The following is a 23,768-nucleotide window of genomic DNA, read 5'->3' on the forward strand; positions in this document are numbered from 1 at the left end:
GTGGTTATATTGAGAATATTATTTTTGGAGCGCGGGAAGCTGTGGTCATATGGTTTGCCTGATGGATTGAGGGATCTAGGACATCATGTAAGAACATCGGGTCCTGTCACCAGACGTGCTCTTGTCAGCCTGATAGAATCGTATAAGCCCAATTTACTTGTTTCTGTTGGCTGGGGCCCTGATCATACGAAAACCAAGCAGCGTTTAATGAGAAATCTTGCTACTCTCTACCGAATTCCACTTATTTATTGGTCGTTGGAAGATCCAAATTTTACAGAAGTGTTCACCATACCGCTTCTCAAGCGTATGAAACCGGATTATACCTTTTCCATTTCGGCAAAATCTTCAAAGAGATTTCAAGACATGGGTTTTCCTTCGGCACATCTAGACTATGCCTTTCATCCTAAAGTACATTTCAGAACAGAAGTAAAGAAGAAGTTTCGGACAGATATTGTAGTCGTTGCCAACGCCTATCCAGATGTATTACGCAAATATAAGAAGCTGTATCGCAATCAGTCCATTCGTACACTAATCCGACCGCTGTTAATGAACGGTTACAATATCGATTTTTATGGTCGCAACTGGTCCCGTATGAAGCCTTTTATTGGATGCTCGATCCCTAAGAAATCAATCAAAGGGTACATACCGTACAAGGATGCCAACAAAGTATTTAGTTCCGCTAAAATCGTGTTGGGATTACAAAATTATACGGATATGGTGACTCAAAGAACCTATGAAACGCTGGGCTCGGGCGGCTTTTTTTTAACTTGTGACACCTCTGCTATCCGAGCACTTCTGAGTCCTGGGCGTGACGTGGTAGTAAGCTCATCGCCTAACGAAACCTTAAGAAAGGTTCGTTATTATTTGGCTAACACCCAAGAGCGGGAACAAATAAGAAGAAACGGGCGTCGTGCCATTACGAGACATAATTACACCAATCGTGCACGTTTTATGATGAATGAGCTGCGAAAGCGGGGATTAGTCCAATGACAATCAAGGTTGCCTACTTAACATTTGACGATGGTCCTGCGAAAAATACGAAAAAAATATTAGCTATCCTGGAGCAGTATAAGATTAAAGGGACTTTTTTTGTTATAGGGAACAAGAGCCCGTACGGTATTCGTATGTACAGGAGAATAAAAAAACTTGGACATCGTATAGGAAATCATACGTATACTCACAACTTCTCAACTATTTATTCGACCAAGGGGGCATTTTTTGCTGACTTTTACCGTATGGAACGCTATCTTCAGCGTGTTGCTGGAATAAAAACCCGTCTTGTTCGATTCCCGGGTGGGTCCAATACCCGATTAGGTATTGCAAGAGGTGGAGTAAAAACAATACGTTCCATTAAGGCTGAGCTTAAGTCGAAAGGATACCTTTACCTGGATTGGAATATTGACTCCCATGACTCTAATCTTCCCCGTCCAGCACCGGGACAGATGATTCAAAAAGTACTTCATGAAAGCAAATTTAATAAAAATTGCATTATTCTATTTCATGATTTTTCAGATAATACCTTGCTCGCTTTACCCGCAATAATAAGGGGTCTAAAAAGACAAGGCTTTCGCTTTGGTGTACTCTCTACTCACTCTTTCAATTATCAAATGCCGGAGGGTAAATAAATGAAAGTACTGTTTTTAGAAAATCATCCCATGTGGATTCATGGTCTTCCCAACGGCTTTAGAGACGCTGGACATACGGTAAAAATATCAGGTCCTCTAACCCCCAGTAAAATACCTAAGTTGCTAAGCAGCTTCCGGCCTGATCTCATCATAAGTCTTGGCTGGACTCCCGAGCATAGGGAACAAAAGCGGAAATGGGTGAGAAGGTTTGTGGCCTCCTCTGGAATACCACACATATACTGGGCTACTGAAGATCCTACCCATCATGAATCCTTCTCTCTTCCTTATGTTCGTTCGATCAAGCCTGATTTTGTTTTTACTATTTGTCGCTCCATGGTTAAAAATTATAAAAAAATAGGAATAAAGGCAGCCCACATGGATTTTGGCTATCACCGAAAAGTCCACCATGAAGGAAAAAGTATTAAGCACCTGCAGAGCGATATCGCAATAGTCGCCAACGGCTACTCCCGAATTCTGAAAATTTATCCAAAGCATTTCCGTATTAAATCGCTGCACCATCTCATTCGCCCCTTAGTCAAAGACAGAACCCGAATTGATTTTTGGGGAAGACAATGGGAGGATATGAAGCCCATATTGGGTGTTGGTATTCCCCGCAACTGGATTCATGGATATTTGCCCTATCCTGAAGCACATAAAGTATATAATTCCGCAAAAATTGTGATCGGTCCGCAAAATCAGTTAACTCAAGTCACACAACGGACTTATGAAATTTTAGCCTCAGGTGGGTTCCTTCTAACCAGCGATACACCAGAAATCCGTCGCTTATTCAAACCAGGTAAAGATCTCGTCATATCACGTTCGGGCAGTCAGACCCGTAGACTCGTAAAATATTACATGCAGCATCCAAATGAACGAGAACAAATTCGCAAGCAGGGAATGCGTGCGGTTATGAGACATAGCTATAAACAACGAGCTCAATATATGATAAGTCAGCTAAAAAAGCATAAGATTCTGTGAATATACAGTAACTGTTCAAGGGGGAATACAACGAACATGATTACAAACCAGGTAGTAAGCCGTATTCCAACGAACAGGAAAATTATCGCTTTAACTTTTGATATTGCGAATGGAAACAAAGTTCCAGTACGAATGCTTTCTTTACTTAAAAGAAAGGGTGTTAAGAGTGCTACGTTTTTTGTTACTGGCATCTGGGTTAGATCCTACCCCCGCATTGCTAGATTAATTGTTCAACATGGCTATGAAATTGCTTCCCACGGAAACCGCCACCAGGATTACAGAAAGCATTCAAACATCTGGATTGCAAAGGAAGTCAAAGTAGCCAGAAAGTCCATTAATCAAGCTACAGGTATAATGACCAATATGATTCGCACACCAGGTGGTGAAATGAATGCACGTGTTATCCAAAAACTTCAATCTATGAACCAAACTATAGTTCACTGGGATGTTGATTCACTGGACTGGAAGTTGACGGATGTTAAAGAAATTGTGGATCGTGTTGTACCGCATGCGCGTAAAGGTTCCAATGTTTTACTGCATGCTAGTGATCCTTGGACCCAGAGCCTTAAGGCTGTGCCCTTAATCATTAAAGGGCTTAGTCAAAAGGGTTATCGCTTTGTAACGGTATCTGATTTATTGCGTGGGACGAAGAATTACAATAAGAAAGCACATTAAAAGCAATCCAAGCCTTTCCCGCTCCCATCTCACAAATCCAAAAAGTGTCAGCCATAAAATGAAAACTCCTGCCGCATAAAAACCGACAGGAGTGCATTGCGTGGTATTGGTTATTAATATTGGTTGTATATACGGTAGAGGAATATTGCCGCTTCCGCTCGTGTCGTTGGCGCCTGAGGGTTTAGCTTATTTCCGGATCCGGAGATTAGACCTTCCTTCGCCAGAAGAGCTAGACTCGCCTTCGCATAAACTGCGATGTCCCCTTTATCACTGAACGAAGCCAGAATGGCGGGATCTCCCGAGGCTTTCAACTGCTTGGCTTTCTCCAAAGCACGAGCGGTCAGCACCATCATATCCTGCCGCGAGATGTTTTCCGACGGATGGAACTCATCTTTGCCGGTACCCGTAGCCAAGCCTAGCTGCTTCGCTACGCCAAGTGCTTCGTAATAGTAAGCGTTAGGCTCCACATCTGCGAAATTGCCTTCAAATTTCGCCGTCAAACCCAAGGTCTTAACGAGCAAGACCAAATAATCGGCGCGAGTGATGCGGGCTACCGGAGAATAGGCCCCCGCCGCTGTACCGTTAATGATGCCCTTGGAGGCCATGACCTCAATCGAATGTCTTGCCCATTCCACACTGCTCAGATCGCTAAAGGTTTTATTTACATAAGCTACGGCATAATCGCTGAAGTGATTAGTAGCAAAGGTCACAGTTCCACTCTTTGCATCGTAACGGCCGCTTGGGACCGCGATAACTTTACCATTGCCGTCAATGTACAAGATGACGATGTGCTCTGGATTTTCTAATTCTTCAGCCGTCGGCACGTAGGGGATAGTGATTCTGACAGCTGCTAAGGGATTATTCCAAGGCGTCTGCACACCATCCAGAGCTAGAGTAACTTCCACTAATGGTCGATTGCCAACTGCAGCTTTCGTTTCAACGGACAAGCCGGTTTTATCGCCTACCCCGATCGTAATACGTGCCATTTTCCCCTTTGTTTCCACAACACCCTCTAGCATGTTTGCCGGGATTGCGATACTGCCCTTTGGGGTTGTGAAGATAAGCTCTCCCGCTCCCTGAGAGCTGGACAGCGTCTCAGCAGGTACTTCCAGCGTAAAGGAGTTAATATTAGGAATACTTGGTACGATGATTTCCGTTGATTCTCCAATAGCGAAGAGCTTTTCTGCCAATGCTCCAATAGCAATCGATGCTCGGCCTGTCGCTGCATCAATTTTAACCGGGAGCTTTGACTGTGTGCCGGAAATGGTCACATGGTAATCGGGTGTTACGGCAGGAGCACCTCCACCGCCAGCTCCACTAGTTTCTGATATGGAAGCCACCAGCGTTACTGTGTATGTGTCAGTAGAAACTATCTTGCCGTCATTTGCGGTGAAAACTAGTGTCACTGTGCCGGCGCTAGTCGGCTTATACGTGTATGCCGTTGAAGCCGGTACTGCCGCTTCATCGTTCACAGATACTTCGTAGGTTAGAGTGTCTCCATCCGCATCTTCGAAAATGGTAGATAGGTCTAACACGTAATTAGCATTCACCCTTACATTTTCCCGTATCGTCGCTTCAACATCAGATTTCCTAACGGGCACCCTATTACCAGTTAGATATACGGTGTAGGTTTCTGTGGAATCTACCATTGTGTCGTTGGCGGTAAAGACCAATGCCACTGTGTTTGTTGTAGTTGGAGTGTAGGTGTAAGTCTCGTTCGCAGCTATTGCCGGCGCACCATCTACCGCCACTTTGTAGCTCAGCAAATCGCCGTCCCCATCTTCAAAAATCGTTGTGAGGTCTATCGTATACAGCGTGTTCACGGGTACGCTAGCGTTCACCGTTGCACCCACATTGGACTTACGAACAGGTAATGAATTAACCGATAGCTTCACTGTGTAGGTGTCAGTGGAATCTATTATGCCATCGTTTGCGGTGAAAACGAGAGTTGCTGGGTCTATTGTGGTTGGTGTATATGTGTAAGCCGCAGCAGTAGTTGTCGCTGCTTCACCATCTATGGATACTTTGTAGCTTAATGTATTGCTGTCCGCATCTTCAAATATGGTCGAGAGGTCTACTGTGTAAGGTGTGTTCACCGTCACTCTTGCATTCGTTGTAGCGCCTATATTAGGCTTGCGAACAGGCACTGTGTTCGCTATCAGATTTACTTTGTAGGTTTCCACGGAATCAATGTTACCATCGTTCGCCGTGAAAACGAGAGTCACTAAGCCTGCTGCTGTCGGCGTGTACGAATAGTCCGCATTTGCCGTTACCTCCGCCGCACCATTTACGGATACCTTATAGGTCAGTGTATTGCTGTCCGCATCCTCAAATATTGTAGCGAGGTCCAGCGTATATGGCGTATCCACCGTCACTGTTACATTTGTCGTTGCACCTACATTTGGATTGCGAACAGGTACCGTATTCACCGTCAGCTTCACCGTGTAGGTTTCTGTGGAATCAATTAAGCCATCGTTTGCGGTAAAAACCAGCGTTACTAAGCCTGCTGTATTCGCGGTAAATGTATAGCTCTCAGCAGCAGCAATTGTCAACGCGCCATTCACCGATACTTTGTAGCTCAACGCATTGCTGTCCGCATCTTCAAAAATCGTAGCGAGGTTCAGTGTATATGGCGTGTTCACCGTCACTGTTTCATTCGTCGTTGCTGCGATATTAAGCTTGCGAGCAGGTACTGTGTTCACCGTCAAGCTCACTGTATAAGTGTCGTCAGAGTCACTTTCCTCATCGCTTGCTAAGAAGACTAGTGTCACTAAGCCTGCCGAAATCGGCGTGTACGTATAGTTCATAGCCGCCGCTATCGTAGGCGCTCCATTCACCGATACCTTGTAGCTCAGTGGATCTCCGTCTACATCCTCAAAGATTTCCGACAGATTAAGCGTATAGGCGGTATTCACCGAAACCGTTGCATTCGCCGTCCCATTTACAGTTGAAATACGGGTAGGCTTGTTGTTCGGTGCCTCTAAAATTATCAAGGTAAAATCCTTCGTCAGGGTTTGTCCCCCAGAGCGACTAAACGCAGCTGTCAATGTAACTGTATGATCATCATCTGTTGCTCTAGTCACCTTGCCTGTGCTCGTATCAATCAGTCCGACACCGCCGGATACACTCCACGTAATCGTTGAACCAGCGGCTCCAGCGGTGGGAAGAGTAAGATCACCTGTCACCTCATCTTCAATGCTGTTCGTGCCCTTGATACTGTCCCACGTTAAGTCCCTATGGTCAAAGAAGATTGACTCATTAGCTGAATAAGCCTGCCATACGAGTGAGGGATAAGCATAGCCCTCGGCAATTCTCCAAATCGTACTGAAATTCCATCCTGTGAAGGTCGTTTGCTGCTTCAGCTTCTCAACGCTTTTGAACACTTCTCCAGGGGAAGAGGCAGCACCCGCATTATTAAAATAACTGTTGGTAACAGAACCGCTACCTTGCTTAAATCCAACCAGACCGCCAGTTGCATCTTTTCCACCGCTTGTACTTCCTGTGCTGTAGCTGTAGCTGACGTCTCCTCCACCATTCATGCCAACCAGACCGCCAACAAATACAGCCCCGTAGCCGACTACATTTCCACTACTGAAGCTGTTGTCGATAATGCCATTTGACTTGAAGCCAACCAATCCGCCTGCCATTCCTTCTGAACCGGAGTCTACATTGCCCGTGCTGTAGCTTCGGCTTATATTGCCCGTGTTCCTGCCGGCAAGACCACCAACAACTGCAGATGCTTTACCGCTTGCATTGCCGGTGCTGTAGCTGTCATTAATGGTTCCACTTGATAAATAATTGTTACCGACCAAACCGCCCACTGAAGATGCGTCTCCTCCAGTTACCATACCGCTGCTATTACTAGTGGTAATAGTTCCTGCATTCATCCCAACCAAGCCGCCTAAATAGGCCATTTGACTATTAGAAGAATTGATAGAGCCACTGCCGCTGCTTCCGATTATCGTTCCTGAGGTAGCATTCGTACCGACCAAATTTCCCGCGTTGAAATTCTCACTGCTGCTCGTAATCGTGCTATTGCTCTTGCTATTGCTGATACTTCCTGCGTTGTAGCCTGCCAGACCACCTACATTGTTGGGATCTGTGAAGCTGATAAACCCGTTGCTACTGCTATTTCTGACGGTTGCACCTGCATTGATGAGACCAACTAGTCCGCCTACAAAAGCGTTATCTCCTGTAGCGATAATAGAGTAGTTTTCCAGTCTCATATTTTCCAGGACAGCACCGTTCAATAAACTTGAAAATAACCCTACGTATCCATCGGAAGAATTAATTCTCAGATCTTCAATTGTAAAGCCGCCGCCGTCATAGATACCGCCAAAGCTGCCGATAGGTGTCCAATCGCCCGTCAGACTAAAATTAGCAACCTGCTGAAAGTACACTCCCGGTCCGGGTATCGTAACATTTCTCAAGTTTTCGACAGTTGCTATCTTATAAGGGTTTTCTAGAGTACCTTCCCCACCCGAAAAATGAATCGTATCCTCCTCTGCATATACCGATTTAGGCGTTCCTATCGTCAGGAACAAGCTCGCTATGATACTGACCACTATGAGCATAACGGTCATCTTGTTTAATCCTTTTCTGTACATTACATTGCCTCCTTATGAGCTAATTCCCTCTATTAAATTGACTATAGCAAAGCCCAATAAAAGAATAATAAAAGAATTTAGCAAAAAATAGCGAAAAACCGCATAGCACCAAGGCTTAGCGGTTCATCACTTCTATCGTTTTTATTTTCTTACTCTTCTCGGTACGACCTAGATTAGAACTCCAGCTCGTGAATTGTGCCGATCGGGTTGCACAGAAGCTCGCAGCCATCCGGACGGATGACGGCACCCTTCTCCCACCGAATTCCGAACGTGTCGGTTGTGACGAACGTGTCGATCTGGAATGTCATGTTCGGCACCAGCAAATAGTTCGACGATGTTTCCATCCATGGCGCTTCCACTTCGATCATCCCCGTTCCGTGGCAAGGTCCATAAAGGTAGTTTTTCTCGTAGCCGTTGTCTTTATAGAATTGAAGGAATCCTTTCGCTACATCACTTGCAAGAATGCCTGCCTTCAAGTTCTCCTGCGTCCATTCGTGCGCTTTCAGGCCGAACTCAATGACCGCGCGGCGCTCAGGCGTCAGCTTGCCGAGGCTGATTGGCATGCCGATGCTCGGCGAGTAACCGTCCACTTTAGCCGACAGGTTCAACTGAACGATGTCCCCTTTGTTGATGACACGGTGCGAGGAACGAGAGATTGCATGACGGGTCGATTTCTCGCTGAAAATATACATCGGAAGCCCTTCATATTCCGCGCCGTTCTCGTAAATGACGCGCTGAGCGACACCGACCATTTGCGTTTCCGTCACACCTGGACGGATCGTACGGATCACTTCCTGTGTCGCCAGTTCAGTAATGCGGAACCCTTCGCGCATACAAGCCAATTCGTTCTCGGACTTAATACGACGCAGCGAAACCATGATCTCATCCGCGCTGGAAATTTCCGCGTCTGGGAAGTTACTCTTCAGTCCTTCCATCATGACCACGCTCGTGTCGAGCAAGCTGGCAACGCCGATCTTCAGCTTCGAGCCCGTAATACCCAACGCTTTAAACACGTCACGATAGGAGTCCGGTCTCAGTTCAGGATAGCTCGGATTTGCAGATTCGCGGTATTCCATCAGCGTGAATAGCTTGTCTATTTTACCAAAATCACTCGCGTAGATCGTGCTCTCCGGTCCAACGAGAAGCGCTGCATCCCCCGTCGCCGTAATCGCCACACCAGCCCGCTCAAACAATGGCCAGAATCCGCTAAAGTACCGCACGTTCGCATAATCCGCTTCATTAGAGTTGACGATCATGACGTCCAGCCCTTGTTGTGCGACGAGTGCGGCCGCCCTTTGGATTCTTTCCTTATACTCGTGATCCGGAATTTTCACATGATTTGTCATTTACGTTTATCCCCTTATCGTCTCATTTGGAACACCTTGGCTCCGTTCATTACCTAATGCTATTTTTACTCCACAATCCCGCGAACTCATCCGCCCGGTGGAAGGTCGAGCCTATATCTTTTAATCTATCAATCAGAATCGCGAATTCATTCATCGCCTTCTCCCCGCAGCCCAGCGTCAAGAAGCGGTCAGGCGTCACCTTTGCTTCGCCGTAATGGTAGCTCTCCTGAATCGGAATGAACTCCCATGGATGGAAGTAGAAGCATAGCACGACAGGCAAATTCCGATCCTGTAGAAATTTCACGAACCCGTCGATGCGCTTCATTAGCTCGTCAGCGCTTTTCGTGCGGAACAACGGCCATTGATCACGGTCACGCTCAAGTCCCGGATCGTTGCTCTGCATGACCATGTCTGCGAAGTTCGGAATCTCGACGATGTTCATGTCGCCTTCCTTCGTCCAATCGTTCTTGTGCGGATGGTAAGGAACGAATCTTTCCCGGTAAAAATACATCGGATAGGAAGCATCGGAGACGTAATTAAGCTTCTCCAACGAATTCAGTAATGCAGTTGACCCCCACAGGCGGGGTGCTCGGAACGATACCGGCTGATGACCGAGCACCTGCTGCACCCATTCCGTCGCTTTCTCGATGCGAAACGGAACTTCCTCCGGCAATAGCGGTACGACTCCCGGAATCGGGAACAGCTCATCGCCTACCGTCTCATGGAACAGAGAGTGGCAGCCGACCTCATTACCGCTTTGCTTGACGAGTTCGACACTCTCGGGATTTCGGCGCGCCGCATCCCCCGTATAATAGAACGTACCTTTGATGCCTTTCTTGTCGAACAATTCGACGAGAGGCGCGGTCGCATTTTTGACTCCGTCATAATAAGGTGTAAAACTGCCCACATCCGTTTCCATATCAAACCCGAAAACGACATGAATATTATTTTTCATCATTTCCCCAACTCTTCTCTGTATTGGTTTGGAAGCACCTATGCGTTCCTTTATTCACTGAAGCCCATCGTCGTATAGAAAGCCATGTTATCCTGTCTTGTATCAAGCCGCCCATATTGCACGACCACTGGAGTATCGCTGACGACTTTAAGCGCATACTGTTCCTCTCGCGGAATAACGTATCCGTTGAGATCATCCGGGTTGTCGAGACGCAGACAGCGAACTCTTTCGCCTCCAACTTTTACTTCGATAGAGTCAACTGGATCGCGATCCGTAAAATAGAGCGTCAAACTCACCTTCGCTTCGTCATTTCCCAGATTAAGCACAATAACCGATTCATGTCCCTTCAGTAGAGAATCTCCTGCCGGCGGCATTTCGCAATCGGGAAATATCCATAGAGTATTGCCTTGACCCTTGCCCATTTCCTCATCCCCTTCATTAGTCATTCGATTCCGTCATACCTCTCGACGGAACGATTATCATTTGCTATCCGTCAGCGCAAGAGACTTGCGAGATTGCGGAAACTCGACATCCAGCACGCTCCGCACCTGATTGATTTTCCACCTCAGATGGTCCGCATCGGTCATGTAATCCATGCTCGGCTCCCACCCAAGCCTTGAATCGGCTTCCACAAGCGGAATCGTCGCTTCCGCGTTAGCGATCTCGCGCCCGGCCAGCTCTTCGAGCAGATCGAGCACTAAAGCTGCTTCACCCGGGTCCCTTTCATTCAGGAACTGCCGCTTCAGCTTCCACCATTCCTTCACATGAATCGTCGTCCGCACGGAATGAGCGATAAACCGACCCAAGCCGAGCATCCGCTCCCCATCAGTCCTTTTTCTTTCCGTCGTCACTTTAAGCGCCTTCTCTAGCCGTTCGTTGCCTATATTCATCCTTTCCAGCATGCGCTCGAGGCTCCGAATTTCCACGTCAATGCGGGAAGCGCCCAGCGATTGTCTCGGATCTTCCAGCGGTTCATAGTTCGTCACCACAATTTCATTGCCGAACATCGCATGTTTAGCGGCTGGCATTTGCACGTGCTTGCGGAAAATCAACGGATATGACGGTCCGACGCGAAACGGTCCGTACTGGTCCTCGTTCGTCGGAATGTAGTGCCGGATCGCTTCACTCCACTCTTGCCAGGCTTCCAGAACGAGTGGCGTGGCCGCTTCTCCGAAGTCCCGCTTCGCCAGCAGATTTAACGTCTCTTCGTAGGAACGGCTCCCACTCCAATAAGCCCTCTTGGCCAGCTCACTCACGAACGACGGCCACCAGCCGTAATGATGGGATTCCATGAGGCCACTTAATCCCCAATCCTCACGGCACTTCAGCAGTGCTTCGTGCCTGCTGTTCCACTGCTCAGGAAACGGCTCGTAAGGAACAACGCCGACGTCCCAGCTCATCCCGCCCGTGTTACTCATCGTATATAGTCGAAGTCCGCGCTCACGGGCAACTTCGGCCTCGCTTCGGAAATACTCACCCGGCCCGACGTTCGACAGCGTATAATCCACGCATACATGGGTGACGTCCTCATTCTTAATCTGCTCGAACATCTCGAATGTAACGAGCAACGTGATGTCATCAGGGATGGCACGCACAAGCTTCAAGCGATCTTCCTTGGGTGTGTACCCCCAATTGTAGGTCCAGAAAACGATGTCAGCTTCTGGGCTGTGGGTGCGTATCGTGTCCGACAGTATAGTCAGCCATTGAGGAAAATCAACGCATGGCCACCACCCAGGACTCGGCTTCGTCTGCGGCTGATCCTTCGGCCATTCAAGACGAAGCTTGCCGGTCGTATTCGGGTCCTTACTCGGAAATTCGCAGGATTCCCCGACTAGAATGACGCCCTTGAATCGCGGACAAGCCTGAAAAACCCTACCATACGTGCTCTCGTAATATGCCCTAGCATCCGGATCATCGGGATGCACACGACTGGTTAAGTAGCTGTATACGTACACGTCCAGTCCATACAGAGCTGCCCGATCGACCAAGTAGTTAAAATCCTGATAGCCTTCAGGCGTATCGTCGACGTCTTTCACGAACACCATCACGGCATCGAGGCCCGCGTGGGCCATTGCATTTAGGTGCGCATCGGGATAACGATCGAGCCCCCAGCCGGAATGGGCCATGCGCGGCGAGAACAACGGCTCTCGCTCAACTTCTCCCAGCTTCCATACCGGGGCCTCTCTCAAATTCATTTCGTCTTCGAGATAATAGCTTCCCTGGGCGGCACCGCGTTCGTCGTATCCACACACAACGATGCGTTCTGCTTCGGCGACGACGCGATAGCTTCGAGCTTTCGCCAGAGCCCCGGCCTGCGTGGGCAGCTGCTCCTTGGTGGCTAACACGATGACGCGCGTCCCCGATGAAGCCGACTCCTGAACATTTTTTGTAAAGATCAGCCTTACGGATATGTTCATGCTAACGAGCAAATAATCTTGCAGATCCTTAGCCGTATGGATAAGTTGCGGTCCCGCCGTATCGGCGACGACGATACTCCAGTCTTCCGTGACTTCCAGTTCGCCGCTTGCGGCGTGAATGCTAGGTTCCCGCCGGTTAGGCTTGTGCACTTCTTCCAGCCTTCTGCGGAATTCGTACTTGCGTTCCATCTGACTTGTGCCTCCTTCTGTGACTGTCGGCTTCCCGCCGCACTCCTAAGTTACCGATTTCTCCCTGTACCGTATATAGACCATTTGGATTCTCGTAGACCAAAAGAGCAATAAGAACCCGTTTGACACGATAGACAAAAAGTCACCAATAGACGATTTTCCAATTCGGAACTGCTTTAACTATAGTCCCAATACAGGAGCCACAGAATGGAAAGAAGTAAGGCCAATCAGGAAAATGCTCAGATGATCGCTACCGGCTTGCCGCCCTTCCTATTGCGGTATTCTGTCGGAGACATGCCGGAATGATGCTTAAAAAATTTCGCGAAATAATCGACTTCAATCCCGACCCTCTCGGCAACTTCATGAACACCGATCCCTGTCGAAGCGAGATATACGCTAGCCTGCTCGAGTCTCAATTTCGTAATGTATTGCATAGGCGGACAGCCAATCATCGTTTTGAACACGTGAATGAAATAATGGGGGTGATAATGAATGAGTCTCGCTAGCTTCTCCACCGACAGCTTCTCAGACAGATGGCTTTCGATATAACGCAGCACGACATTTACTGCATCTAATGCGGAATATCCGGAGCCGGCAACCTCGCGAATAGGGCTGTTCTCAATGAAATAACAAAGCAGCTGAAGAAGAACAGACTTGCCCCGTAAGGCCGAAGTAACGTTCTTCTCCTTCGAATAGTGAAGAAGCTGCCGAAACAACTCTTCAATCGCTGGCCGATCACCCGCTTCGATTACGGGAGACAGCCTCAATAAGTCGAATAGCCGAATCTCTCCGAGCGAAGCGGTGAAATGACAGTAATATTTAGCCAAGCTTTCGTCGATTGACGATGTCGAGAGGCCCGTCCCTTCCGGCAGCAACACCAGTTGCCCGGCCGAGGGTCTAATTTCCTCGTCCCCGATCCGAATTCGGCAGCTACCTTCGGTTATGTAGTAGAGAAGATTGTACTCATAATTTTTGTTCGAATACGTCCACTTTGTGCCAACTTGCTCATAAGAAACTGTAAAAATGGATGTTTGAACATTGGCCAGATAGTCGCCAATATCAGCTCTCCCGTGCGCCATCATGCATCCCCCCCATTTCAAGAAGACCTATACTTTCCGATTGTTCAACAAAAGCTTAGACCGATTGGCGATAATGCCAATCAGGCTAAGCTCTCATCTATTCGTGCTCCACGACCACCATCATGTATCCGACGACTTCTGGCAAAGAAATACGAATGTAACCGTCGGAGATGTCATAAGCGAGAGGCTCCCTAGTCGGCGCGATATACACTTCCTTAGCACTGTCTCCTCTAATACTGACCACTCCGCCGTGCAGTACGGAATGCTCCTCGATTACGTTATATTTATTTCGCAATTCGGGATAGGTCACTTTAACGTGAATCATTTCCATTTGTTCTTTGGACGTTACTGATACCCGCGCTGTAGAAGGAATATTCTCGTACTTAACGATTGGATTGGTCAGCAGCTGCTCCAGACAATATTTCAGCAAATATTTGTGCTCCGGCATCGCATATTCGCCATATCCTGTGAACAATTGGAAGCAGACTTGGAATAGGTCCCCGGAGCGCAATACTGCCGGCCACCCCGCATATTTTTCCGGCGGCGTATAGAAAGTGCCATGAAATCCGTCCCACTTGCGATTGAAATAAGGCTGATAGTAGTCTGCGATTGTCCGCGATCCCGGCTTACCACTCATCTGAATCCCCTGGTTGTAAATCGCGCACAAGCGATCCGGAAGGAGCTTCCTATCGCCGGCTTCAACCATTTTGAAGTATGATGCATTCCATGGGTCGGGACCGTCATAGCTCATGTTCCAGCTGTCCATGGCGAACGCCGTCTTCTCCGGATTCAGACCGGAGCTGCCGGTGCTGATAATTCCGCCTCCTTTGGCCTGATGCGCTTCAAGCTTTTTCCGAAGCAGCTCGGTGACCGGAATTACGTCTGGAAGAATAATAACCTTGTATTTCGTTATATCCGCCCTCTCGTCCATGATGTCGAACGTGTATTTCAGCTCTCCCAGTATTCTCGCGGCCGCATTCAAGATCGCCTGACCTTGGGGGAAAGCCACATTATTGGCTCCCATATCGCAGCCTTCCGGCATAATAATGGCGATCTCCGCCACTGCGCGGGCATAATCCGTCCAGGGCTCGTATTTCTCGATATCGGTATAAACTTCTCCAACTAGCCGGTACACATCCGACTCTAATCCGTCGCGGGGATGCATATGATCTCCAACCGATGTCGTTATACCGTTGCTGATCGCATCCCAACAGTCATACTCGAGCGAGGCTTTGCTTTTTAACCCGCCGAAATCTCCCCAGCTAGCATGAAACCGCCCTGTCATATATACAACTTGCTTACCAAGGTTACGCGCATAAGCAGCTTGAGCGGCAAAATAATCATAGCTCCACGCACCTGGCAAACACTCGATTTCAATATGTGAACCTAACCCGTCGCAGTTGATGTGACCCAATCCGTTCGGGAAGAACAATATATCGTCCCCGATCGCTCTTTTCACGTCCCAGAAAAAGTCGATTGCCGTTTGCTTCATAAATGAAGCAGCATCCTGATCGTTTAATGGATCCATTCCCCGTTCATGCATGCTCTCATTGCACTCATTCCCATAACACGGATTAATCAAGATGCAATCCAGAAAAATACCATCCACGGGATACAAGTCAACAACCTCTTTAATCATGCTTAGCAAATAATCGCGGTACCCCGAGTTTAAACACATCAGCCGGAAAAAGTTTGCCGTCCGATCGCCCTCGATAATTTGCCCCTCTTTATTCACAAGACACCATTCCCTGTGCTTTCGGGCCATCTCATGATCCAATCCCACATTAAAATAAGCGATGACCCGAATGTCTAGCTTGTGGCACTCTTCCACCATTTGCCCAAGCATATCGAATTTCATATGAGGATGAGGCAGTCCGATCTTCGTTGGGTAATAAGCAAATCCGATGTTACACTTCGCAAACACATTAACAAAGTCTACCTTAGCGTCCTTAAGCGTTCTCGCAAAATGCTTCGCGTCAAAATTATCGCCAAAATCCGGTATGTTGGGCAAGGTGTGAAAATCCAAATGAACAGCCCGTTTAATCAATCTCATGAAGTAACCTCCAAAAAATATTAATACTTATAAATTCGCCAAATCGATTTACCTGTACTGTTAAACCGCACTCCCCGGCTCGCCGGGAAGTGCGGGCAAGTCAATCCTTAATCGAGCTTATATAAGGAAACGTCATCGATATATAGCTTCTCGTCTGCCTTAAATCCGGAGTGATTGATTTTGAAAATCAGGTCGTCAGGCAAGCTCCCATTGTAATTCGGTTTAACCTCGAATATGTGCTCAAATTGCACCCACCTGCCAGGTGACCAGGAAACCGGTCTCGCTGCAGATACACTGCTGGCCAGCGGCTCGCCCGCTCCCCTAATCGTCATCTGGAACTGAATGCTGCCGGAAGCGCTTGAATTGGCCGGCACGAAATAATTCAGCACAGCTTTGTATTTTCCAGGTGTAATAGAAACTACCTTGAACGGACTGTCGTGAGCATTCGTTATGCTAGTCTCCAGACTGTAGCCGCCCGTGCGTTTGTAAGTGCTCGAACGCAGCATTGCCGTGCTGGCATCCGTGTAGTAGGAATACCATTCGGAAGCAACCCATGGTTGACCGGCTATCGATTGTTCGAATGACGGATTCGTTATCAGGTTATTCGTCTCGACCAGATGAACGGATTTGAATGCTTTTTCCGTCCATGGAGCGCCGCCTCCCCAGCCGAGGAACACCGCTTGACCATGATAATTCCGGAAGAAAAATCCCATTAAGGTCTTTGTTACGCTCGGATTGACGCCAATGCTGGAGAATGGAATCACTTGAATGACATTCCAGCGATCAGCCCCCATATTCGCGCTTGCTTCCCAATTGTTGTCCACGCCCGGAACCGGACCTGCCGGGCTTGATTTGTAAATAAATTTGACGGCCTTAGGGTTGGTGAAGTAACCGGTATACCCCCCGGCCACATTGCCTGTCACATACGTTTCAACCGAATCATCAGCCACTCGCCACCATCCATTTGGCGCGTCGTCATTCACAATAGCGCCAGACATGTCGGGATCGAAATTTTCATAACCGACATAGAGATTGGTGTCGTCCCACAGCAAGTACATTCTCGTCTCTGCTGGTGGCGCATCCGTGGATTTCATATTTAAAAACTCTGTGACCGGTACAGCGTTAGCCCAAGGTCCCTGGCTAAAGTCGAGCGCCGCCATTATGTCCGCCTTGCTGGCAGTTGTTTTGACCGCAGTCGCCGAATAGCGATTATTGCTATCGACATAGGCCAGCGCTTCTTGGAATGCCGCAAGGAATTCGTTGTCGGGATCTGTAATGGTGTCCGCATAGCTTGTCAGCGCGGATATTATCCCTTGCTGAACGCCATCCCACTTACCGCTATATTGCGAGTAGTCTGTTAATTGAAGAATGGGATCCCCTTGAGACTGTTGCGTAAGCTGCTGACGTTTAATTGCCATATCGAAGCTCATCTTCAGGTCTGCGACCATAACCAGCGCACCCTGATCATTCGTCGGTGCATCGACAGCTCCCCGTGGATAGCTCAGTGCGGATGCTTCGTACAATTCGAATGTACGCAGAAGCTTCTCGGCGCGAATTTTCGGCTTGCCGACCGCCGCTTTGGCTACTACTAACTCCATCAAACGACGGCTTTCCGCCAAATCTTCTTTTGTAACAGCAGATAAGTAACGGTGATCCGTCAGACTGAGGAAGTTCGGTCGGTCTACTTTATTTTTCCAATCCAAATACCATTTTGTATTAAATATTCTTACTGTCCAGAAGTCCTCCCAAAGCTCATAATACTGTTGCAAATAAGGCGCTGCGTCCTCACCAACCGTCCGCTCATACCATTCATTGAGCAACAAGTCCGCATCCTGATTCGGGTTCCATTGCAGCTTGGCCGACAGCCACGGCTTCGGTCCTTCGCCGAAATTCGGGAACAGCTCCGCTACATGCGCGACTACGCCATGTTCTTCGGCATACTTGTAGTTGTCCGCCATCTTGTGCATATATACGCGCGGCAAATTGTATGGCGTTCCAAATAAATATTCATAAAAGCCGATATTGTCCGCTTTCGACAGCCACTGTTCGGTCATGTTATTCCCGATTGCCTCCATATCCGGGTCGATCCAAGACATGCGATCATCCGTAATATAAGGAATGACATGGGAATTAACCTTTACGTTCGTTGGCGGATCATACACATTCCAATAAGCTAATAAGCCAAAATATTTGTCAGGGTAATCCTTCAACACCTCTTCTACAACTTGATTAACCCAGGAATAGTACACATCTGACAAATCCGGGATACCAATTGAATTGATTTTGCCATTCGTACGCGCGATGTCAGACGCACAATAGTTGTTGCTGTCGTTAATCCCTAGCGAGAATGACTTTTCATTCGGGAAGTTATGGAAGAAATCTTTAATTCGCCAGACCGCCGCAGCGGCTGTATCGTCGTTAAAGCACGGCTGCCACGCATACGGATGCGTCGGGATAACGCCGCCAGGATAATATTCAGGATGATTGGCGAATACTTGTGGATCGAACAACACATTTAAGTAATGATGGAACTTGATCACGTCATGCATGCGATTATACTTGGCCCAATCCGCGGTCGTTTGTAGCGTGTACCAGGCTTCCGTTCCGAAGAAATGGCGTGAGATTGCAGCAGGTTCCTCCCTGATTGGGATAGCCGGAACCAGAATATCGTCCAGCAGCGGCACATCTTCTCCATCCGGTCCGGGCATCACCCAACGAACGCCCACATAGCGCTCCAAGAAATCGTATACCCCGATTTCGGTTCCCCAAGCCGTCGAGCCGATAATCGAAATCGTTTTCTGATAGGGCACGATTACATAACCATCGTCGTTTAAACCCTCCAATTTCGCTGCGATGATCGACTCAGCCCCTGGAGCTTTGCGTCCGATATAAATTTTCGTATCGTTTCTGTACGTATTGCCGGAAGTAGATAATTTTGCCGTAGTCAGAGTCGGCAAATTCGCGCCACTAGATTGCTTCACGTAGCTAGCGAGCGCGCTGGCTACAGTGGCAAAGCTGGTGTCGTCAACAACAATAACTGCAGCAGCTTGGCCGTTGTTCACAATACTCAGATTCGGTACAGGCTCTGGAGTTGGCGACGGTTCAGGCGACGGCGACGATCCAGGCGTTGTCGTAGGGCCTGGCGTTGCTGCAGGGCCTGATGTTGTCGTAGAGCCTGGCGTTGCTGTCGGTTTAGGCGTTGCTGTCGGTTCAGGGTGATCTCCAAGCAAGGGAATTACGCGATCCAGCACTACGATCGCTTCGGCCCGTGTCATGGATGCCTTCGGCCGGAAATTCCGCTTGCTGTCTCCGACCATAATATTTTCAGCTGCAACTGTACCAACAGCAGATTTTGCCCATTTTGCAATTTGGTCAGCATCCCGAAAAGCATCAGCCGTAGCCATTCCGTTCGTATCATCGAGCTTTAACAGACGAATCATCATGACCGCCGCTTCTTGTCGGCTGATCTGACGTTTCGTGCCGATTGTGCCGTCTGCATTCCCTTGTACATACCCGGCTTTCACCGCTTTGGCGACATCATCATAAGCCGGGTCAGACGATATCAAATCGGTGAAGCTGATCTTCGCTTTTTCCGTGAACCCCATTGCGCGGTTCGTAAGCGCTATCAATTCTCCTTTTGTAATTGGATTATTCGGTTTTAACGTCCCATCCGAATAGCCTTGAACAAGTCCCTTGTCTATCCATTCAAGCAATTGCTTTTCCGCCCAATGACCGCTTATATCCGAAGAGGCGGCGAGGATGGGAGATGATGTGGGCACTTGGTCCGAAACATCAGTTCCGCTTTGGGCAATCGCCCCATACGCACTGCTGAATCCTGAACATAAAACACTAATAAGCAAGAGAAACATCGCACATTTCTGACTAAGCTTCTTCATCTTCATGGTTTCTTGCCTCCCGTTCAGCAATTTGTAACCCTTTATTATGGCATTAGAAAGATAGGGATAAGATGATAACCCCTCTTATCCCCGTGCTGATCCTTGCATTTTGTTATTTCTTTACGCGGTCAATGGATTGCTGCCAAACTTTGTCCCAATATTCCTTGGACTTGTCGAGCCCCAACTTGTTGAGCTCCTTTATGATATTGGCCTGTTCTGTTGCATAATCAGCTTCCGATTTAGCAAGAACGACCTTCGGCATCGCCTTCCACATGTAATCTTTAATAGAATCATCGATTCGTTTAATATCATCCGGTGGCGTACCTACAGCGACTCCCCCCGACGTGTCAAACAACGATATTTTGATTTTTCCTTGATCCGCCATTTTCTCGATGGCATCTCCCGGATAATCGCCGCCGTAATGCTTGGCAAAATCCAACTGGTAGTTTTTCCACTCCGCACTTTTAATGCTAGCTTCCGAGTTCAAATCAAACGCTACTCCTTCATCGGAATTTACGGTATAATCGCTCAATCCGTTAATGAGCGCGTACTTCGTGACTCCAATCTTCTCCGCTTCCTCAACATTTACCCGAGCTTTAAGGAAACTTTCGGTAAATGCCGCTTTATTATCTACGATGTCCCATTGCTTTCCTTGAATGCCTCTGGATAACAAGTTCATTCCTTCATTGCTATACAAGTAATTCAGAACTTCCATTGCTTTTTCAGGGTTTTTGGAATTTTTAGCAATTGCAAACGCTCTTCCTGCCTTCCCGATTACCGATACATTTGTTTTATAAACGTAGTGGTCTTCCACAGGAATTGTGACGAATCCGGCGTCTGGAATGCTCGCAAGAGCTTCGTTGGCTCCTGCCTGCCACCAAGCCCCAATACCAGACAGCACTTGAAGATTGGTCTGCTTATTCTGATATTGATCCAGATTCTGAATGAAAGATTCCGGATCAAGCAGTCCCATCTGGTTGGCTTTGAAGAAAAACTTCATACTATCCCAGAAAGCCCCTTTATCATTGGCAAGGAAGTTGTAGAAATTGTTTTCTGCATCAATTAAGTAATTTCCCGCACCTTCCATGTAACCTTGCGAGAGAGACATTTGAATGTAGAACGGCCACAGCCCCCAACCCGCCTTATCGACAAATGAAGATACTCCGTATACTTTTTTGCCATTTGCCGTAGTCGGATGCTTCTGCTGCATAGCCTTCAGCACATTCAGCAAATCATCGGAGCTTTTAATTTCGGGAAAGTTTAATTCTTTATAGTAATCCCATCTAGTAAGATAGCCTGCACCGTAATCAGCATAAGGTACTTTGGCAACCATCTCTTTCGTAGCGCCAACCTGCATTGGAAGTAAAAACAGCTTTCCAGTATCTGAGCTTACGTATTTACGATAATAATCTAGCGCTTCCTCATTCTTCGAAATATCTTTTCCTTTGCTCTGAATAAGATCATCGAGCGGGAGAATGAGATCGCCTTCAATTAGCTGCTTGTAATCCTGATCGAATACGACCATAATGTCCGGCAGCTCCCGACTCGCCATCATTAGCTTAAATCTATCTGCATTCTGATTAACAAAATCAATTTCTACGCCTAGTCTCTTCTCTAACTCTTGCATGACCTCATCTGTCTGACGCCCTTCAGTTTTTAAAGGAACATTACTGTAATAAAAAGAAAGCTTCACTGGTTCTTTGTTCTGACTGGCCTCAGGTGTCCCTTGCTCTTTATCCCCTTCTGTTCCTGTACTAGCGGTGGGAGCGGTTTCATTATTTTTGTTGTTATTACCGCTGCACCCCGCAACTACGAAAATCATGATCAAGGATAACAATAGCAGCACTACTTTGTTTCTGATCATTCATAATCCTCCCATAGTCAATTATTAATCTATATTGAATGCCTGTCTCTGAATGATAGACATGGCAGATCAATCGTCTAATCTATTAGTGCCCTAGCCCTTAACTGCCCCTAGCATAATTCCTTTGACAAAATAGCGCTGCATAAACGGGTAAACAAATAGGATAGGCAAGGTTACAATCATCGTCATCGTCATTTTAATAGATTCAGGTGTAAGCCTATGACTTACATTCTTATCTAGAAAATCGGAAGGATTCACATTCGCCATAGCGGCTGCGGAATTCAAATAATTGTAAAGCATAACCTGGAGTGTCTGCAGACTCTGCTTCGTGACGAGAAAGTAATTGTCTTGCCATGCGTTCCACTGACCAACAGCGGCAAATACTGCAATTGTCGCGATAATCGGCATCGACAACGGTACGATAATATTTTGGAAAACCGTCCAATATCCCGCACCGTCAATCATAGCCGACTCTTCCAAGGCAGCCGGCAGCTGCTCGATATAGGTTTTGATTAGCACAATGTAGAAGCCGCTGATCGCCGAAGGCAGAACATACAGCAAGAAATTGTTGTCGAGATGCAGATACCTCATCGTCAAGTACCATGGAATGAGTCCTGCATTGAAATAAAGCGTAATGACGACAAATCGGTAGATAAATTTGCGAAAGTATAATTCCGGTTTCGTTACGATATAAGAGAAGAAGGTACAGCAAGCTACTGTAATAAGAGTTCCAATGACTGTGCGGAGTACAGAGATAAGCACCGTCGAATACAAGGTATTCATTTGTAGTAGCTTCTCATAGTTGACGAAGTTGAGCCCTTTGGGCAATAACAACAATCCTCCAGCAGCTTTCACAGGATCGCTTATCGTATAAATCAGAATGTAATAAAAAGGATACGTACAAGCGAATGCGATGAGCAAAAAGAAAATGAGATTGCAGCTATGAAACAAGGTTTCCATTAGGTTTGTGCGTTTATTAATCAAGTGGCCACCTCATTGGAATTGTATTAAATGATCGATTGGCCGCGGATCTTCTTGGCCAATTTATTTACGGTAAACAAGAGAACGATGCTGATTAACGTTTTCCACATACCAACAGCTGTAGCGAACGGATAGTCGTTTCCATGGAAGGCGACGCGGTAGATGTAATAATCAAGCACTTCCAGCTTGTCTGCAACCATCGGGTTATAAAATACGAAAAACTGGTCAAAGCCATTGCTTAACATATTGCTTACATTTAATAGAAGAAGTACGATAAACGTCGGCATCAACCCCGGCAATGTAACGTGCCATATACATCTGAACCTTCCAGCCCCGTCGATTTTTGCAGCATCGAAAAGCTGTGAATCCAAGCCTGCAATTGCTGCAAAATAGATGATGGCAGACCAGCCTGTACTTTTCCAAATGACGATGGCCGTCTGCACGTACCAAGCCGTACTAGGATTGCCTAGCACATTAATAGGATCTTTAATTAATCCGAATTGCATGAGCAGCGTATTGAATATTCCCTCGAACGAGAAGATGGAAAATACAAGCGAGAATACAATAATCCAACTAATAAAATACGGCACTGTCGTTATCGTTTGAATAAACTTTTTTAGCTTTTGACCGCGAAGCTCTGAAAGGAGTATTGCAAAAACAATCGGTATTGGTGATGTCAGAATATTCAAAAAACTCATTACAAGAGTATTTTTCAGAACATTCCCAATGTCGCTATTTGCTCCAAATAGTAATCTGAAGTACTCCAGTCCAGCAAAAGGTGTTTCTGATAGCGGAATGCCTGGTTTATACTTGAAGAAAGCATAAACCCATCCGAATAAGGGTACATAATTAAACACAATGACGAGTAAGAGCAGAGGCACTACCATCATGAATAACGACAGTCGCCGCCTTGATATTTTCGGCTTCGGCTTTGGTTTCAGTATTAATGCGACTGTATTGTGAGATTGCATAGGTTGCTCCTTTCAAACTTCTTATGTGCATTTTGTGGGATGCCTGTTAACTAAAATTATAGGTTATTCTAATCTGGGGTTAAATAAACGGAGCTACAATTATAGACACTGGCTTCCTGTCCATCCCCGTTT

The 23,768-nt window shown here is 47.2% G+C and carries 15 protein-coding genes; 4 read left to right on the forward strand and 11 right to left on the reverse strand.

What is annotated here, in order from left to right; all coding sequences use genetic code 11:
* Positions 1-9 precede the first annotated feature (9 nt).
* Genes KCTCHS21_RS26070 through KCTCHS21_RS26085 form a run of 4 tightly spaced genes read left to right on the forward strand, consistent with a single transcriptional unit; the run spans position 10 to position 3,278 of the window.
* Positions 10-990 carry a CgeB family protein gene (locus tag KCTCHS21_RS26070; RefSeq protein WP_408621743.1) on the forward strand — a complete coding sequence of 327 codons (981 nt, stop codon included), beginning with the start codon at positions 10-12 and terminating at the stop codon, positions 988-990.
* A complete protein-coding gene (locus tag KCTCHS21_RS26075) occupies positions 987-1,625 on the forward strand; it encodes a polysaccharide deacetylase family protein (protein ID WP_130614920.1) in 639 nt (212 codons plus the stop codon). The genes KCTCHS21_RS26070 and KCTCHS21_RS26075 overlap by 4 nt, the downstream gene beginning before the upstream one ends.
* The gene (locus KCTCHS21_RS26080; RefSeq protein WP_130614921.1) at positions 1,626-2,603 is read left to right on the forward strand and encodes a CgeB family protein; all 978 of its coding nucleotides are present in this window, start codon (positions 1,626-1,628) and stop codon (positions 2,601-2,603) included.
* Between the two features lie 36 nt (positions 2,604-2,639).
* Entirely contained in the window at positions 2,640-3,278 is a 639-nt protein-coding gene (locus KCTCHS21_RS26085; protein ID WP_130614922.1) for a polysaccharide deacetylase family protein, read from the forward strand.
* A gap of 113 nt (positions 3,279-3,391) precedes the next feature.
* Here the strand turns inward: KCTCHS21_RS26085 and KCTCHS21_RS26090 are convergent, their stop codons facing one another.
* From KCTCHS21_RS26090 to KCTCHS21_RS26145, 11 genes are all read right to left on the reverse strand, one after another.
* Entirely contained in the window at positions 3,392-7,885 is a 4,494-nt protein-coding gene (locus KCTCHS21_RS26090; RefSeq protein ID WP_130614923.1) for an S-layer homology domain-containing protein, read from the reverse strand.
* 173 nt (positions 7,886-8,058) lie between these two features.
* A complete protein-coding gene (locus tag KCTCHS21_RS26095; protein WP_130614924.1) occupies positions 8,059-9,231 on the reverse strand; it encodes a M24 family metallopeptidase in 1,173 nt (390 codons plus the stop codon).
* 49 nt (positions 9,232-9,280) lie between these two features.
* Complete coding sequence (locus KCTCHS21_RS26100) at positions 9,281-10,189, reverse strand: polysaccharide deacetylase family protein (RefSeq protein ID WP_130614925.1); 909 nt, start codon at positions 10,187-10,189, stop codon at positions 9,281-9,283.
* Positions 10,190-10,236: 47 nt separating this feature from the next.
* Entirely contained in the window at positions 10,237-10,632 is a 396-nt protein-coding gene (locus tag KCTCHS21_RS26105; protein WP_130614926.1) for a sensory rhodopsin transducer, read from the reverse strand.
* A gap of 33 nt (positions 10,633-10,665) precedes the next feature.
* Complete coding sequence (locus KCTCHS21_RS26110) at positions 10,666-12,258, reverse strand: hypothetical protein (protein WP_130614927.1); 1,593 nt, start codon at positions 12,256-12,258, stop codon at positions 10,666-10,668.
* 773 nt (positions 12,259-13,031) lie between these two features.
* Positions 13,032-13,874 (reverse strand): helix-turn-helix transcriptional regulator, encoded by an 843-nt coding sequence (locus KCTCHS21_RS26120; RefSeq protein WP_130614929.1) that lies wholly within the window; start codon positions 13,872-13,874, stop codon positions 13,032-13,034.
* A gap of 94 nt (positions 13,875-13,968) precedes the next feature.
* Positions 13,969-15,924, reverse strand: a complete 1,956-nt coding sequence (locus tag KCTCHS21_RS26125) for an alpha-amylase family protein (protein WP_130614930.1) — start codon at positions 15,922-15,924, stop codon at positions 13,969-13,971.
* 107 nt (positions 15,925-16,031) lie between these two features.
* Positions 16,032-19,826: a DUF4838 domain-containing protein gene (locus KCTCHS21_RS26130; RefSeq protein ID WP_130614932.1), complete on the reverse strand. Its 3,795-nt coding sequence runs from the start codon at positions 19,824-19,826 to the stop codon at positions 16,032-16,034.
* A gap of 106 nt (positions 19,827-19,932) precedes the next feature.
* Complete coding sequence (locus KCTCHS21_RS26135; protein WP_130614934.1) at positions 19,933-21,684, reverse strand: extracellular solute-binding protein; 1,752 nt, start codon at positions 21,682-21,684, stop codon at positions 19,933-19,935.
* Between the two features lie 93 nt (positions 21,685-21,777).
* On the reverse strand, positions 21,778-22,668 hold the full coding sequence (locus tag KCTCHS21_RS26140; protein ID WP_197726487.1) for a carbohydrate ABC transporter permease: 891 nt from the start codon (positions 22,666-22,668) through the stop codon (positions 21,778-21,780).
* A 23-nt stretch (positions 22,669-22,691) separates the two neighbouring features.
* A complete protein-coding gene (locus tag KCTCHS21_RS26145) occupies positions 22,692-23,555 on the reverse strand; it encodes an ABC transporter permease (protein WP_232057966.1) in 864 nt (287 codons plus the stop codon).
* Positions 23,556-23,768: the final 213 nt, after the last annotated feature.

It is taken from the genome of Cohnella abietis (assembly GCF_004295585.1).
GTDB classification, from domain to species: domain Bacteria; phylum Bacillota; class Bacilli; order Paenibacillales; family Paenibacillaceae; genus Cohnella; species Cohnella abietis.

What these genes read in the sequence shown, in the direction of transcription:
- KCTCHS21_RS26075 (WP_130614920.1), top strand. Translation starts at nt 987, where the DNA reads ATGACAATCAAGGTTGCCTACTTAACATTTGACGATGGTCCTGCGAAA.
- KCTCHS21_RS26080 (WP_130614921.1), top strand. Translation starts at nt 1,626, where the DNA reads ATGAAAGTACTGTTTTTAGAAAATCATCCCATGTGGATTCATGGTCTT.
- KCTCHS21_RS26085 (WP_130614922.1), top strand. Translation starts at nt 2,640, where the DNA reads ATGATTACAAACCAGGTAGTAAGCCGTATTCCAACGAACAGGAAAATT.
- KCTCHS21_RS26090 (WP_130614923.1), bottom strand. Translation starts at nt 7,885, where the DNA reads ATGTACAGAAAAGGATTAAACAAGATGACCGTTATGCTCATAGTGGTC.
- KCTCHS21_RS26095 (WP_130614924.1), bottom strand. Translation starts at nt 9,231, where the DNA reads ATGACAAATCATGTGAAAATTCCGGATCACGAGTATAAGGAAAGAATC.
- KCTCHS21_RS26100 (WP_130614925.1), bottom strand. Translation starts at nt 10,189, where the DNA reads ATGATGAAAAATAATATTCATGTCGTTTTCGGGTTTGATATGGAAACG.
- KCTCHS21_RS26105 (WP_130614926.1), bottom strand. Translation starts at nt 10,632, where the DNA reads ATGACTAATGAAGGGGATGAGGAAATGGGCAAGGGTCAAGGCAATACT.
- KCTCHS21_RS26110 (WP_130614927.1), bottom strand. Translation starts at nt 12,258, where the DNA reads ATGGCCCACGCGGGCCTCGATGCCGTGATGGTGTTCGTGAAAGACGTC.
- KCTCHS21_RS26120 (WP_130614929.1), bottom strand. Translation starts at nt 13,874, where the DNA reads ATGATGGCGCACGGGAGAGCTGATATTGGCGACTATCTGGCCAATGTT.
- KCTCHS21_RS26125 (WP_130614930.1), bottom strand. Translation starts at nt 15,924, where the DNA reads ATGAGATTGATTAAACGGGCTGTTCATTTGGATTTTCACACCTTGCCC.
- KCTCHS21_RS26130 (WP_130614932.1), bottom strand. Translation starts at nt 19,826, where the DNA reads ATGAAGATGAAGAAGCTTAGTCAGAAATGTGCGATGTTTCTCTTGCTT.
- KCTCHS21_RS26135 (WP_130614934.1), bottom strand. Translation starts at nt 21,684, where the DNA reads ATGATCAGAAACAAAGTAGTGCTGCTATTGTTATCCTTGATCATGATT.
- KCTCHS21_RS26145 (WP_232057966.1), bottom strand. Translation starts at nt 23,555, where the DNA reads ATGATGGTAGTGCCTCTGCTCTTACTCGTCATTGTGTTTAATTATGTA.